Raw genomic sequence first — 14,788 nt, 5'->3', positions numbered from 1 at the left:
CAAATGATTAAGCAATTATTGTATTTAGGATTTCTTTTTATTATTGGGTGTGGCTCAAATGATAATAGTATTCAAAATACAAATGACCTTGATTTAGGTACGATTAAATCAGGTATTCAACAAGCTTACCTAAAAGGAACAACAAATACTCAATACGGTTTTTATTTATATACGCCATCTCAATATGATGCGACAAATGAAGAAAAATTTCCTTTATTAATTTATCTACATGGTGCTGGATCAAGAGGAGATAGCTCTATTAATCCAAATGATTTGAGTGTTATTTTACTAGATGGGCCACCATCTTTGATTAATGAAATTCGCTGGAATCCAAAACATCCTATGATAGTTGCATCTCCACAATCCCCAACCGTATGGAACACAGAGCATTTGCATGATTTCATAAGCTCTTTAGTTGAAAGCTTAAAAGTAGATACACAACGAATTTATATGACAGGTTTTAGTATGGGAGGTAAAGGGTGTTTTGATTATGTTTCTAATAAAGGGGATGACTCTTATGTGGCAGCCTTAGTTCCAATTGCAGGTTTTGGAGATATTTCCAAAGGTAAACAATTTAAGAATATTCCTGTTTGGGCGTTTCATGGTGATGCAGATAACATAGTTCCTTATAGTTCATCAGTATCAATGATAAACGCAATTAATGCAGAAGATCCTGCCACAAGAGCGAAACTTACAATATACCCTGGCGTTAATCATAATTCATGGACAAGAACTTATGATAATACAGCAATAGGAGAAGGACATGTAGATTATGACCCTTTTGATATAACTATTTATGAATGGATGTATTTATATAAAAAATAACTGAAGATTAAATTGTAATATTTTGTAAATAAAGACTTATTAGCTTTCAAATAATAGAAAAAGTCAAGATGAGTTCATAATCTAATTAAACATATAAAAATAAAACTAGCTTTTTATAGCTAGTAGAATAAATTAAAAATAACGTAACTCAATATGAAAAAACGACATTGCTTTATATTATTAATGATTTTGATAATCACTTCGTGTAAAGATTATAAATCAGAACATTTAGCTAATAATATCAGTATAATACCTAAGCCTGTTTATTTAAAACAACTTGAAGGGGGATTTTTATTGAATGATAAAACTTTTTTTGTGTCATCAAATGAAGAAGAAGATAAAATAGCTTCATATTTTAATGAAAAAATAAAGAAATCAACAGGATTTAAATTAAATATAAATCGTAAAAAATCAGGTACCAATAATATTATATTTAAGATAGATAAAGACCTTGAATTGAATAAAGAAGGGTATATTCTAAATGTTTCATCTGATGAAATTGTGGTTAAATCGAAGCATTATCAAGGTCTTTTTTATGGTATGCAAACTATGATGCAGCTTTTACCTCCCGAAATTGAAAGTGATGTTATTGCTCCCAATGTAGAATGGGTGATTCCAAATGTTGAAATAAAAGACCAACCTGAATTTGGATGGAGAGGATTAAATTTAGATGTGAGTCGATACTTTTCTTCAGTAGATTTTATAAAAAAGCAGTTAGATATTCTATCACTATTTAAAATTAACAAATTCCATTGGCATTTAACAGACGACCAAGGATGGAGGGTAGAAGTAAAAAAATATCCTAAACTCACAACAATAAGCTCAAAAAGGAAAAATGATGATGGAAGTATTTATGGAGAATATTATACACAAGAAGATATTAAAGAAGTAGTTGCTTATGCTAAAGAACGCTTTATAGACGTTATGCCAGAAATAGATGTGCCTGGGCATGTCGTTGCGGTATTAGCTGCCTACCCGGAGTTGTCTTGTGCAGAAAAGCATTTAGAGACTAGAGTACTGTGGGGAATAGACTCGAATATTCTCTGCGCAGGCAAAGAAAATACTTTTAAATTTTTAGAAGATGTTTTTGAAGAAATTGTTCCATTATTCCCTTTTGATTATGTTCATATAGGTGGCGATGAAGTTCCAAAGAATGAATGGGAATCTTGCCAGCGTTGTCAAAAAAGAATACAGGACGAAGATCTTAAAGATGAAAGTCAATTACAAAGCTATTTCATGACTCGAGTAGAAAATATGCTAAAAAAACATAATAAGAAAATATTTGGATGGGACGAAATTTTAGAAGGCGGTATATCAGAAACAGCAAATATCATGTCTTGGACTGGCGAAGAAGGCGGTATTACTTCTGCAAATGCTGGACATGATGTCGTTATGAACCCATCTAAATATACATATATTAATTTTTATCAAGGAGACCACCATGTAGAACCCATGGCTTTTGGAGCATATATCTCGTTAAAAGATATTTACAATTATAACCCTATACCTTCTAAAATAGCCGAAGATAAACGAAAACATATTTTAGGATCTCAAGCTAGTGTATGGACAGAGTATGCGGCTACCGATTCCATCGTAGAGTACCAATTATACCCTCGTATACTTGCAATGGCAGAATTAACTTGGACTCCTACTAAAGATAAAAATTATGAAAATTTTCTAGAGCGTTTAAACAATCAATATAAAAGGTTGGATGAACTAGATTTGAATTATCATATTCCATTGCCAGAAGGCCCCTTGTCTAATCAAGTTGTTTTTATTGATAGTGTTTCTCTTTCGTTCAAGACAACACATCCAGTTAAAATGGTTTATACTTTAGATGGTAGCAACCCAACTAATAGTTCTAAAGAGTACCAGGAACCTATAAACTTTACAGAAAGTAAGGTGTTGAAAATTGCGTCGGTATTACCTCAGGGGAAAATGAGCTCTATAAGAAAAGTCAATATTGAAAAGAAAAAAAGTATTGAAGGGACTACGATTAATGATACAAAACCAGGTTTGTTAGTAAAAACGGTAAAAGGACATTTTAAAAATCTAAATGATGTAGATTTCACAACCAATTATACAGTGTCTAAAATTGATTCGATTCAACAGGCTAATAAGGCCTATGATTGGGGGCACTTTATAAAGGAAGACAATTTAAGAGCATTATCAATTGAAGGATATATAGATATTAAAGAAAGTGGAGTTTATTACTTTTCAAGCAATCAAGATCAAGTATGGATTGCAGGCCAGAAGGTTATTGATTACAAAGCCCCTATAAAAAAACATCCTAAAAAATCTTCGATCGCATTAGGTAAAGGAAAGCATAAATTAAAAATAATATATCTAAATAATATAGTTAAAGGCTGGGCTTCAGATTGGAATACTGTAGAGTTACGTTATAAAAAACCAAATGGCACTGAATTTTTATCTGTAGAAAGCAAAAACTTATCACATTAAAAATTTAATAGTGAAAAAAAATAAATTTCAAATACCATTTATAAATTCTGAGTTTCGATACAGTCAGTGGTACAAATGTGGTATAAAACCACTTGATTTTTATTTGTTTACTTTAATAATTACAGTCATGTTTTCTTGTGCAAAAAAGGAAGAGAAAATAGCTGTAAATACATTATTCGAAAAGATACCAAGTACATATTCAAAAATTGATTTTAGTAATAACATCTACGAAGATGAATATATGAATGCTTTTATTTATGAATATTTTTATAACGGAGCAGGTCTTGCAGTTGGTGATATTAACAATGATGGACTAGATGATATTTATTTCACATCTAATTTAGAAACCAATCGTTTATATCTAAATAAAGGTGAATTAAAATTTCAAGATATTACAGAATCTTCAAAAACAGAAGGAGGTGAAGGCTGGACCACAGGTACTAACATGGTTGATATAAATAATGACGGATTGTTAGATATTTATGTATGTAAATCAGGGCCTTTTCAAAAATCTGAAATTTTAGAAAATGAACTCTATATTAATAAAGGTTTAGATGAGAAAGGCATTCCTGTTTTTGAAGAAGAAGCCGCAAAATATGGATTGAACGATTTAAGTTATTCTATACAATCTGTGTTTTTTGACTTTGATAGAGATGGTGATTTAGATATGTATTTAATGAACCATAATCCACAAACTCTAAAAGAAGGTATTCTAGAAAACGAAGGGAGCTCAAAATTTTCTGAAATTGGAGATAAATTTTACATAAATGAAAATGGTAAATATTTAAATAAAACCCTTGAAGTTGGCATTTTTTCGAATCAAATATCTTATGGTTTAGGTGTTGGTGTTAGTGATTTAAATTTAGATGGATGGCCGGATCTTTATATTTCTAATGATTATGAAGAGCATGATTATATGTATATCAATCAAAAAAATGGCACTTTTAAAGAGGTTGTTAAGAGAGCGACAAAGCATATTTCAAATTTTTCAATGGGTAATGATATTGCTGATTTTGATAATGATGGCTATACAGATATTATGACTTTAGATATGGTTGCCGAAGATAATTACGGTATAAAAACAAGTATGGCAAGTATGAGTGTTGAAAAATTCCATGAAGGTGTAAAAGCGGGCAGGCATTTTCAATATATGTACAATACGCTTCAAAAACATACTTCCTATATAGATTCTACAAATACTCCTTTTTATTCAGAAATAGGCCAAATTGCAGGTATCTCAAATACCGATTGGAGCTGGGCGCCACTATTTGCCGATTTTGATAATGACGGTAATAAAGATATTTTTATTACAAACGGCATAAAAAGAGATTTTAGAAACAAAGATTTCTTTACCAATATGAAAGCATTTTCAAAAAAGAACAAAGATGCTTTTAACAATCCTGAGAAGCTAAATTTTTTAATTTCTAAAACACCTAACAGGCCATATAAAAACTATTTTTATCAGAATTCTGGAGACCTGAAATTTAAAAACACATCAGATATATGGTTAGAAAATAATACTAAAGGCTATTCAAATGGGGCTGCTTATGCCGATTTAGATAATGATGGTGATTTAGACTTAATCATTAATAACGTTGATGAGAAAGCTACAATTTTAAAAAACAATTCGAATCTATTAACAGATAATAGTTATTTAAAATTAGAATTTAAAGGGCTACAAAACAATACAAAAGGTATTGGAGCAAAAGCCATACTTTATACAAATAAAGGACAGCAAGTGTATGAAAATTATGTGGTAAGAGGCTATCTTTCATCTGTTTCTCCCAAAATAAATATTGGAATACCTAAAAATACACAAGTTGACTCATTAAAAATTATTTGGCCTACTGGAAAAGCACAAAATATTCAAATTAATGATCTCAATAAAACATATACCATTCATTATGATATAGCATCTTTAAACTTAACTGAGCCTTCCTATATAAAAAATAGAAAGACCTTATTTACTCTGGATAATATATCCACGGATTTAAAGCATATTGAAAACATATATGACGATTATAAACATCAGTTATTGCTACCTCATAAGCTATCACAATTTGGACCAGCAATAGCTATTGGAGATGTAAACGGTGATGGAACAGATGATATCTATTTGGGACAGAGTACAGGTGAAGCATCTCAGCTATTTATTCAAAATAAACAAGGTGAATTTATTAAACATCAAACCTTTACAAAAGATGCCATTTTTGAAGATGTTGATGCTAAATTTTTAGACCTAGATAAAGATGGTGATTTAGATTTATACGTTGCCAGTGGAGGTAATGAGTTTGAAGAGAACGCATCAAATTATACAGATAGGTTATATGAAAACAAGTCTGGAAAATTCATTAAAAGAGAAGATTTGCTTCCTGTTAATATTCACATTAGCAGCTCTAAAATAAGTGTCAACGATTTTAATAATGATGGATATCCAGATTTATTTGTTGGCGGAAGGCATACTCCCCATCAATACCCAAGTCCTACCAATAGTTATATTTTAATGAATAAAAAGGGAGTGTTAGTAGATGTTACAGAAAGCCATGCCCCCGAACTTAAACAAATTGGATTGGTAACTGATGCAGCTTGGACAGATTATGATAACGATAATGATAACGATTTACTTATAGTTGGAGAATGGATGGCTCCTACGCTATTCGAAAATAAAAATGGCACGTTTACAAAAATAGAATCCACTTTTTTAGATAGCCTTTCTGGTTGGTATAATAGTATAGAACCTGTTGATTTAGATAATGATGGAGATGATGATTATATTATAGGGAATTTAGGAGAAAATTATAAATACAAAGCGAATACCGAAGAACCTTTTGAGATGTATTATCATGATTTTGATGATAATGGAAGTAAAGACATTGTATTAGGCTATTATAATTTTGGAAAACTATACCCTGTAAGAGGAAAGGAATGTTCCTCACAACAAGTTCCAAAAATAAAAAAGATAAAACCTACATATCATGATTTTGGTAATTCAACAATAAAAGATATTTATGGAGATAATTACCTGAAATCGGCATTGCATCTATCAAGCTATAATTTTAAAAGTGGCATATTAAAGAATAACGGTAATGGTAACTTTGATTTTATACCCTTACCAGAAATAGCGCAAATTTCATCTATTAATGATATTTTAATAAAAGATATTAATAATGATGCAAAAAAAGATATCATAATAGCTGGCAATTTATTTGTGTCAGAAATAGAAACCCCTAGAAACGATGCAGGTTATGGAATCGTTCTTTTAAATAATGACAATTTTAATTTTTCATATATGAATGCTGATCAAAGTGGATTATTCATTCCGTTTGATTCAAAGAATATTAATTGGATACAAATTAGGAACGACATCTATTTAATGTCTGGTAACAATAATGATAATGTATCAACTTTTAAATTAAATTAAACAAGAAAATATGCCTTTACTTATTGTCATTATCGGAATATTGCTACTATTTCTTTTAATAGCAAAATTCAAACTCAATGCTTTTATTTCTTTTATCATCGTTTGCATTTTCGTTGGCGTATTTCAAAATATGGAATTAGAGGGCATTATAAAATCAATTCAAACAGGCATAGGGAGTACACTTGGTTTTTTAGTCATGATCTTGGGGCTTGGAGCCATGTTGGGTAAACTTGTTGCAGATAGTGGAGCAGCACAGCGAATTACTTCAAGGTTAGTGTCTAGTTTTGGTCTGAAATATATTCAATGGGCTGTTGTATTAGCAGGGTTCATTGTTGGTATCCCTATGTTTTATTCTGTAGGCTTTGTTATATTAATTCCTTTGGTTTTTACAGTAGCAGCTTCCACAGGTTTGCCTCTAATATATGTAGGTTTACCCATGTTAGCCTCTTTATCTGTAACACATGGTTTTTTGCCTCCTCACCCAGCGCCAACTGCTATTGCAAGTATGTTCAAGGCAGATATTGGAAAAACTTTATTATATGGAATTTTAATAGCTATTCCTGCAATAATAGTTGCAGGGCCTCTTTTTGCTCGAACCATTAAAAATGTAAAAGCAACTCCTCTAAAAGAATTTTACAATCCGATTGTTTTAGAGGATAACGAAATGCCTAGTATGAGTATTAGTGTATTTAGTGCGTTGTTACCAGTTATATTAATCATACTTTCAACATTAGTGACCAGTTTTTTTCCAAAAGATTTTATGTTCAAAGAAACCATCGTTTTTATGGGAAACCCTGTAGTTGCAATGCTAATTTCTGTTCTGGTGGCCATTTACACCTTGGGCCTTTCAAGAGGAAAAAAAATGACTGAATTAATGACTTCTGTCTCAAGTTCGGTAGCAAGTATAACCATGGTGTTGTTCATTATTGCTGGAGCAGGAGCCTTAAAACAAATTTTAATAGATAGCGGTGTTAGTAATTATATAGGAGATTTATTAAAAGACTCAAGCATGTCTCCGTTAATTTTAGCATGGTTAATAGCAACCATTATAAGGGTTTGCGTAGGATCTGCAACCGTAGCAGGTTTAACTGCAGCAGGAATTGCACTACCATTGGTTTCTAGTACAGGAGTAAGTGGGGAATTAATGGTATTAGCCATTGGTTCTGGTAGCTTAATGTTATCTCATGTTAATGATGGCGGTTTTTGGATGTTTAAGGAGTATTTCAATCTATCTGTTAAAGAGACTCTTTCCACCTGGACCGTTATGGAAACGACCGTTGGAGTTATGGGATTAATAGGCGTTTTAATATTAAATACATTTATATAGAGAATGAATAATTTACCATTAGAAAAAGTAAAAGAATTAGGATTAGAATTTCCACCAGCACCAAAACCAGCAGGTGTATACAGACCCGTATTAGTAGTCGACAATTTTTTATATGTTTCTGGGCAAGGACCAATGAAAAATGATGGTACATTGATGCAAGGGCGCTTAGGAGATAATTTAACCGTAGAAGAAGGTAAATTGGCAGCAAGGCAAGTAGGCTTAACAATGCTATCTTCTATACAAACACATTTTGGTAGTTTAGATAAAATAAAAAGAGTTGTAAAGGTACTAGGTATGGTAAATTGCACTCCAGATTTTATACAACAGCCTTTAGTTGTTAATGGGTTTAGCGAATTAATGGCAGATGTTTTTGGCAAAGAACACGGCATAGGTGTTCGAAGTGCTGTAGGGATGATGTTGCCCGATGGCATTCCTGTTGAGGTAGAAGCTATGTTTGAATTGTATTAAAGAATGGAACATCAAAAATGGTACGAGATAAATGATGCAGAGAATATGATGTCTCCTTCTCTTTTAGTATATCCAAATAGGATTGAAGAGAATATCAAGACAATGATTCAAATTGCAGGAAGAACAGATGCTTTAAGGCCTCATATAAAAACTCACAAAATTGCAGAAATAATTAATTTGCAATTAAAATATGGTATCACAAAGTTTAAATGTGCTACCATTGCTGAGGCTGAATTATTAGCCACATGTGGTGCTAAAGATATTCTTTTGGCGATGCAACCTGTAGGCATACAGATCAAGAGGTTTTTTGAATTGATATTGAAGTTTCCAAATTCCAAATTTTCAACCATTGTAGATTGCGAAAAAATTATCCAAGAAATTGCAAAAATTTCAGAAGCAAAAAACATACCAGCCCACCTTTGGTTAGATATTAATAATGGTATGAATAGAACAGGCGTACTCCCAAATAGTGAGGCTCTTGAATTGTACCAAAAAATAAATGACAATACAAATCTAATAGCAAAAGGGTTGCATGTATATGATGGACATATTCATGAATCTGATTATAATTTGAGGAAAGAAGTTTGTGATAAAGCTTTCTTCCCTGTTTTACAATTAAAGAATGAAATAGAAAATTCAGGAATAAAAATTAAAACAATTGTTGCAGGAGGCACACCTACATTTCCTATACACATTAAAAGAAAAAATGTTGAAGTGAGCCCTGGTACACCATTATTATGGGATCAGGGTTATGCAAGTAACTACAAAGATTTAAAGTTTCTTCCAGCTGCTGTTTTGTTGAGCAGCGTTGTAAGTAAACCTGATAAAAACCTGATTTGCTTGGATCTTGGACATAAATCAGTTGCAGCAGAAATGCCTTTTCCTAGAGTGAAAATTCTGAATTTTAAATACTCTCAAGAAGTCAGTCATAGTGAAGAGCATTTGGTAATGGGGTGCAATGAATCTGAAAAACATGAAATAGGTACTATCTGCTATGGTATACCAACACATATTTGCCCTACAGTTGCAAAATATAAAAATGTGTTAGTGGTTGTTGATGGAAAAGTCACAGGCTCTTGGGCAGTAGCTGCAAGAGATCAAATAATAACTATTTAATATCAAAACGAAAAAGAATGAAAGGGCTATACATTATAGTATTTCTTACCCTAATTGCTTGTAAAAAGGAAGAAAAAGTTACAGAAGTAGATAAGCATAAGACGAATGGAATTATAGGAACATGGAAAATGGTTTATTCAGAAATAAAAGAAGGCGATTCACTTCAAGTTAAAGACCTTTCAAAATCTGAATTTATAAAGATTATCAATAAAACTCATTTTGCTTATTTCAACCAAAATAAAGAGGCACCGAGAAATTTTTACGGTGCTGGAGGTACTTATACCTTAAAAAATAATAAATATATAGAGACTCTAACTTATGCAGCATGGGATGCCTATAGGGATAAAGATTTTCCATTCACTATAGAAATAAAAAAAGATACTCTGATTCAATATGGTGTAGAAGAAATAAAAGAAGCAAATATCAAAAAATATATTGTAGAGAAATACATTAAAATTAAGTAAAAAAACATGTTTATATTCGATGCACATCTTGACCTAGCTATGAATGCCTTGGAATGGAATAGAGATTTAACTTGGACGGTAGAAGATATCAGAACAAGTGAAATAGGAATGATAGATAAGCCAGATAGGGAAAAAAATACGGTTTCTCTAGATGCTATGCGAAAAGGGAATATAGGTCTTTGTGTGGCAACACAAATTGCTAGATATGTAAAAAAGGATAGTCATTTACCTGGCTGGAATTCGCCTCATCAAGCATGGGCACAAACACAAGGGCAACTGGCTTGGTACAAAGAAATGGAAGATCTCGGGGAGATGGTTCAAATTACCAATGGAGAACAATTAAATGCACACATAGCGCTATGGAAGAATGATACTGTTTCTAAAAAACCAATAGGGTATATCTTAAGTTTAGAAGGAGCCGATTCAATTGTTACAATTGATCACCTAGAAAGATCATATAAACAAGGGTTAAGAGCCATTGGACCTGCTCATTATGGGCCTGGGACGTATGCTCATGGTACAGATTCTATAGGAGGAATTGGTGTAAAAGGAAAAGAATTATTAAAAAAAATTGAGGGATTAAATTTAATTCTAGACGCCACTCATTTGTGCGATGTTAGCTTTTGGGAAACCATGAAGATCTATAACGGCCCTGTTTGGGCGAGTCATAATAACTGTAGAAAATTTGTGAACCACAATCGACAATATTCAGATGAACAAATTAACGAATTGATAAGTAGAGATGCGGTCATAGGAATTGCATTAGATGCTTGGATGATGGTGCCAAACTGGGTGAGGGGAGAATCTACTCCAGAAGGAATGGGAGTAACATTAGATCAAATGATTAATAATATAGATCATATCTGTCAATTATCAGGAAATTCACTTCATGTAGGGATAGGTACAGATTTAGATGGGGCATTTGGTAAAGAACAATCCCCAAGTGATTTAGAAACCATTGCAGATCTTCAAAAGATCCCATTGATGCTTTCTAAAAAAGGATATACAGAGATAGATATTGAAAATATTATGAATCAAAATTTCATACAATTTCTTCAAAGAACATGGAAATAAACAAAACCATTCTAATGTTTGGAGAGATTTTATTACGATTTTTTACTCCAAGTCATGAAAAGTTAACTCAAACCAAAACACTTGGTTTAAATATTGGAGGAGGAGCTAATGTGACTGTTCCTTTAGACTTACTTAATCATAAATAAAAATACTTATAATAACAAAAAACACTAACAGATGAAATACATATTATTATACACCTGCTCATTATTTATTTTTTTAAGTTGTACTTCTAAAAAAAATGAAAACTTAGAGCAAAACACAAACCTTACAAATAAAAAAGTTATCGCTTATGTAAATTCCTGGCAAGACAATTGGGGGGATAATTTTGAAAAGGCTAACCTGATAACCCATATAAATTATGCATTTGCCAACATAAAAGATGGAGAAGTCGTTGAAGGTAGACACACAGATTTTGAAATTATAAAAAAACTGATAAAACTAAAGGAAAAAAATAAAGATTTGAAAATATTAATTTCTGTAGGAGGGTGGTCATGGTCAAAAAACTTTTCTGATGCAGTTCTAACAGAAGCATCAAGAGAAAAGTTTGCCAATAGTGCTATTTCATTTATGAAGAGGCATAATATAGATGGTATTGATCTAGATTGGGAGTACCCAGGGCTTCCTGGAGCTGGAAATGTGCATAGACCAGAAGATAAAGAAAATTTTACCGCTATTTTAAAATTACTTAGAGAAAAGCTAGACGGAATAGCTACAAGTGAAAATCAATATTTATTAACGATAGCTTCTGGCGCTAGTCAAAATTATCTAGATCATACCAATATGAAAGAAGCACATAAATATCTCGATTTTATTAATATAATGACTTATGATTTTCATGGAGGAGGAGAGGCTAAGACTGGACATCATGCTAATCTTAATCCATCAAATTCAGACGATAATCCACTTGTAGTAAGTGTCGTTAAAGCAGTTCAAGAGCATGTAAATGCAGGTATTCCAATTGGTAAAATTGTTTTAGGAGTACCTTTTTATGGAAGATGGTGGAAAGGTGCAAACCCAATGAATAATGGGTTATATCAAAAAACAAAAGGTACTACAGGTAGTTATAATTATAATGCTATTATTGATAGTATAAATAGTAATAAAGGTTATACCGAATATTGGGATGAAGCAGCCAAAGCTCCTTATATATGGCGTCAAAAAGATTCTTTATTTATTACTTATGATAATGCTAAATCTTTAAAATATAAAGTGGATTTTGTAAATGACAAACAACTAGGTGGTATTATGTTTTGGCAATTTAATGGTGATAATGGGACTCTTTTAAATACAATTTATAATAATTTATATATAAAAGAGTAGGTATTATAACAAAAATTAGATTTTGAAAGTATATATATGGTTTTGATAAAAAAAATATGGTTATGCCTGTGCCTGTACATATTTCTTATTCAAACTAGTTATTCGCAAAAACCAGAATCATCTATTGTAAAATGGATTGGAAAACATGCTATTAAAGTAAAATCTATATCACCAAATACTATTGATTTTTCAGATTTAGAACCTTTAAAAAAAGTGTTAGCGAACACACAAATTGTATTGCTTGGTGAACAAAGTCATGGTGAAGCATCTGCTTATTCTGCAAAAGTGAGATTGGTGAAATTTTTACACCAAAAAATGGGGTTTGAAGTTCTGGCTCTTGAAAGTGGTATGTATGATTGTGTAAAAATTGCACAACAATTGGAACTAGGTGGTACCATGGTAAAAGAAAAAGAGGATAGTATATTTTATATGTATTCTAATAGTTTGGAGGTGAGGTGTTTATTTGATTATATAGACACTCATAAAAATACCAAAACGCCACTTTTATTTACTGGGATGGATAGTCAGCATACTGGTGAAAAATCACAAAGTTTTATGATTAATGATCTTGCAGCATTTTTAAGAAAGTATAATTCCGAAATCCCTAATACAAGAAATTGGAAATTATTCAGCAAAAAATCTGCAGATATTTTTAGGATGCAAAAAGAGGTTGCGCTGGGAGAAAAACTTGTTTTTTACGAGGTTTTAGAAAGTATAAAAAAGCGCCTGAAGGCCATAGCTTCAAAAGAGAGTAGTACTATTTTAGAAAATTCCAATTTCTGGCTTCAAATTCTTGCCAGTATAGAATCTCAAGCCAAGAGGTATTGGAGAGATATTGAAGATATGGATCGAGATCGTCAAATGGCAAAAAATATGAGTTGGTTAGTGAATAATCCTTTTAAAGGAAAGAAAATAATTATTTGGGCTCATAATTTTCATATTGCAAAAAATGTTGGAGATAAAAAACCAATGGGGCATTTTTTAAAAAATGAATTTCAAGAAAAAATGTACATCATGGGGTTTACGGGGTATAAAGGTTCATATATCGATTTTGTTTCAGGAAAAACTATTGAAATTAAGAAGCCTATAAAAGGAAGTTTTGAAGATGTTATCAATAATGTTGATATTAAAAATGGCATAATTGATTTTAAACAACTTACCGAAGAACAAAAATGGTTGAAGCAAATGCAAAAAGGGAGGCTAGAAAATTTTAATACTTTTATAAGTGTTTTACCCGATGTTTTTGATGGTGTTTTTTATATTAAAAAAACAACACCTACTAAACAAAAATCTATAAAATAAATAATAAACATATTAAGAAATGAAGTATAAAAAATTTGGAAAACTTGATTGGAATATTAGTCAGGTAGGTTATGGTATGTGGGGAATGGCTGGTTGGTCGGAATCTGATGATAAAATATCTAATAGATCACTCGATAGAGCCATAGAATTAGGATGTAACTTTTTTGATACTGCTTGGGGTTATGCAGAAGGAAGAAGTGAACAAATTTTAGCAGGATTATTAAAAAGACATTCTGAAAAACGATTGTATACGGCAACAAAGATTCCTCCAAAAATAGATGAGTGGCCACCAAGTAAATCATCTACTTTAAAAGATATCTATCCATCAGATCATATCTTGGAGTATACCGAAAAAAGTTTAACAAATTTAGGAGTAGAAACAATTGATCTTATGCAATTTCATGTGTGGGAAGATAGCTGGGCAGAGCGTGATGAATGGAAAGAAATGGTAACAAAACTAAAACAAGAAGGAAAAGTACAATCTTTTGGTATTAGTGTAAACAGGTGGGAGCCTACCAATTGCTTAAAAGCATTAGAGTCAGGGTTAATTGATTCTATTCAGGTTATTTACAATATTCTTGATCAATCTCCTGAAGATCTATTATTTCCTTATTGTGAAAAAAATGATATTGCTGTCATAGCACGTGTTCCGTTTGATGAAGGCTCACTTACGGGGAGACTCTCATTAGAATCTAAATGGGAAACAGGAGATTTTAGGAACGTTTATTTTGGCCCTGAAAATTTACCACCTACAATAGAACGCATTGAAAAATTAAAAGGATTGGTACAAAACGAAATGCCATTAGCCGAATTAGCTTTGCGATTTATAGCCTCTCAACCAGCCGTTACTACGATGATTCCTGGTATGCGCCAACTTCGAAATGTAGAAGCCAATATGGGAATTAGTGATGGAAAAGGACTTTCTCAAGAATGGATTAATAGATTAAGAGAGCATCGTTGGGATCGTGTACCAACAAATTGGTCTTGCTAATTATAATGATATGGATA

General features: G+C 31.8%; 12 protein-coding genes. All 12 read left to right on the top strand.

Going from position 1 to position 14,788, the window contains the following annotated elements; translation table 11 throughout:
- Window positions 1-3 precede the first annotated feature (3 nt).
- The 12 genes from Q4Q47_RS04230 to Q4Q47_RS04175 all read left to right on the top strand — a co-directional run bounded on the left by Q4Q47_RS04230 (window position 4) and on the right by Q4Q47_RS04175 (window position 14,771).
- The gene (locus tag Q4Q47_RS04230) at window positions 4-825 is read left to right on the top strand and encodes a carboxylesterase family protein (protein WP_303305399.1); all 822 of its coding nucleotides are present in this window, start codon (window positions 4-6) and stop codon (window positions 823-825) included.
- A gap of 153 nt (window positions 826-978) precedes the next feature.
- Complete coding sequence (locus Q4Q47_RS04225; protein WP_303305398.1) at window positions 979-3,285, top strand: family 20 glycosylhydrolase; 2,307 nt, start codon at window positions 979-981, stop codon at window positions 3,283-3,285.
- 10 nt (window positions 3,286-3,295) lie between these two features.
- On the top strand, window positions 3,296-6,706 hold the full coding sequence (locus tag Q4Q47_RS04220; protein WP_303305397.1) for an FG-GAP-like repeat-containing protein: 3,411 nt from the start codon (window positions 3,296-3,298) through the stop codon (window positions 6,704-6,706).
- 10 nt (window positions 6,707-6,716) lie between these two features.
- The gene (locus tag Q4Q47_RS04215) at window positions 6,717-8,033 is read left to right on the top strand and encodes a gluconate:H+ symporter (protein ID WP_303305396.1); all 1,317 of its coding nucleotides are present in this window, start codon (window positions 6,717-6,719) and stop codon (window positions 8,031-8,033) included.
- A gap of 3 nt (window positions 8,034-8,036) precedes the next feature.
- On the top strand, window positions 8,037-8,501 hold the full coding sequence (locus Q4Q47_RS04210; protein ID WP_303305395.1) for a RidA family protein: 465 nt from the start codon (window positions 8,037-8,039) through the stop codon (window positions 8,499-8,501).
- A 3-nt stretch (window positions 8,502-8,504) separates the two neighbouring features.
- Entirely contained in the window at window positions 8,505-9,617 is a 1,113-nt protein-coding gene (locus tag Q4Q47_RS04205; RefSeq protein ID WP_303305394.1) for a D-TA family PLP-dependent enzyme, read from the top strand.
- Between the two features lie 17 nt (window positions 9,618-9,634).
- On the top strand, window positions 9,635-10,081 hold the full coding sequence (locus Q4Q47_RS04200; protein WP_303305393.1) for a lipocalin family protein: 447 nt from the start codon (window positions 9,635-9,637) through the stop codon (window positions 10,079-10,081).
- Between the two features lie 6 nt (window positions 10,082-10,087).
- The gene (locus Q4Q47_RS04195) at window positions 10,088-11,155 is read left to right on the top strand and encodes a dipeptidase (protein ID WP_303305392.1); all 1,068 of its coding nucleotides are present in this window, start codon (window positions 10,088-10,090) and stop codon (window positions 11,153-11,155) included.
- Window positions 11,146-11,301, top strand: coding sequence for a hypothetical protein (locus Q4Q47_RS04190; protein ID WP_303305391.1), 156 nt, complete (start codon window positions 11,146-11,148; stop codon window positions 11,299-11,301). Before Q4Q47_RS04195 ends, Q4Q47_RS04190 begins: the two co-directional genes overlap by 10 nt.
- A gap of 31 nt (window positions 11,302-11,332) precedes the next feature.
- Window positions 11,333-12,478, top strand: a complete 1,146-nt coding sequence (locus Q4Q47_RS04185) for a glycoside hydrolase family 18 protein (RefSeq protein WP_303305390.1) — start codon at window positions 11,333-11,335, stop codon at window positions 12,476-12,478.
- Window positions 12,479-12,514: 36 nt separating this feature from the next.
- Entirely contained in the window at window positions 12,515-13,780 is a 1,266-nt protein-coding gene (locus Q4Q47_RS04180) for an erythromycin esterase family protein (protein WP_303305389.1), read from the top strand.
- 19 nt (window positions 13,781-13,799) lie between these two features.
- Entirely contained in the window at window positions 13,800-14,771 is a 972-nt protein-coding gene (locus Q4Q47_RS04175) for an aldo/keto reductase (RefSeq protein ID WP_303305388.1), read from the top strand.
- Window positions 14,772-14,788 lie beyond the last annotated feature (17 nt).

The sequence above is a fragment of the Flavivirga spongiicola genome (assembly GCF_030540825.1).
GTDB classification, from domain to species: domain Bacteria; phylum Bacteroidota; class Bacteroidia; order Flavobacteriales; family Flavobacteriaceae; genus Flavivirga; species Flavivirga spongiicola.
This window is presented reverse-complemented; position numbering and strand designations above follow the sequence as displayed.

What these genes read in the sequence shown, in the direction of transcription:
- Q4Q47_RS04210 (WP_303305395.1), top strand. Translation starts at nt 8,037, where the DNA reads ATGAATAATTTACCATTAGAAAAAGTAAAAGAATTAGGATTAGAATTT.
- Q4Q47_RS04190 (WP_303305391.1), top strand. Translation starts at nt 11,146, where the DNA reads ATGGAAATAAACAAAACCATTCTAATGTTTGGAGAGATTTTATTACGA.
- Q4Q47_RS04185 (WP_303305390.1), top strand. Translation starts at nt 11,333, where the DNA reads ATGAAATACATATTATTATACACCTGCTCATTATTTATTTTTTTAAGT.
- Q4Q47_RS04230 (WP_303305399.1), top strand. Translation starts at nt 4, where the DNA reads ATGATTAAGCAATTATTGTATTTAGGATTTCTTTTTATTATTGGGTGT.
- Q4Q47_RS04200 (WP_303305393.1), top strand. Translation starts at nt 9,635, where the DNA reads ATGAAAGGGCTATACATTATAGTATTTCTTACCCTAATTGCTTGTAAA.
- Q4Q47_RS04175 (WP_303305388.1), top strand. Translation starts at nt 13,800, where the DNA reads ATGAAGTATAAAAAATTTGGAAAACTTGATTGGAATATTAGTCAGGTA.
- Q4Q47_RS04195 (WP_303305392.1), top strand. Translation starts at nt 10,088, where the DNA reads ATGTTTATATTCGATGCACATCTTGACCTAGCTATGAATGCCTTGGAA.
- Q4Q47_RS04225 (WP_303305398.1), top strand. Translation starts at nt 979, where the DNA reads ATGAAAAAACGACATTGCTTTATATTATTAATGATTTTGATAATCACT.
- Q4Q47_RS04205 (WP_303305394.1), top strand. Translation starts at nt 8,505, where the DNA reads ATGGAACATCAAAAATGGTACGAGATAAATGATGCAGAGAATATGATG.
- Q4Q47_RS04215 (WP_303305396.1), top strand. Translation starts at nt 6,717, where the DNA reads ATGCCTTTACTTATTGTCATTATCGGAATATTGCTACTATTTCTTTTA.
- Q4Q47_RS04180 (WP_303305389.1), top strand. Translation starts at nt 12,515, where the DNA reads ATGGTTTTGATAAAAAAAATATGGTTATGCCTGTGCCTGTACATATTT.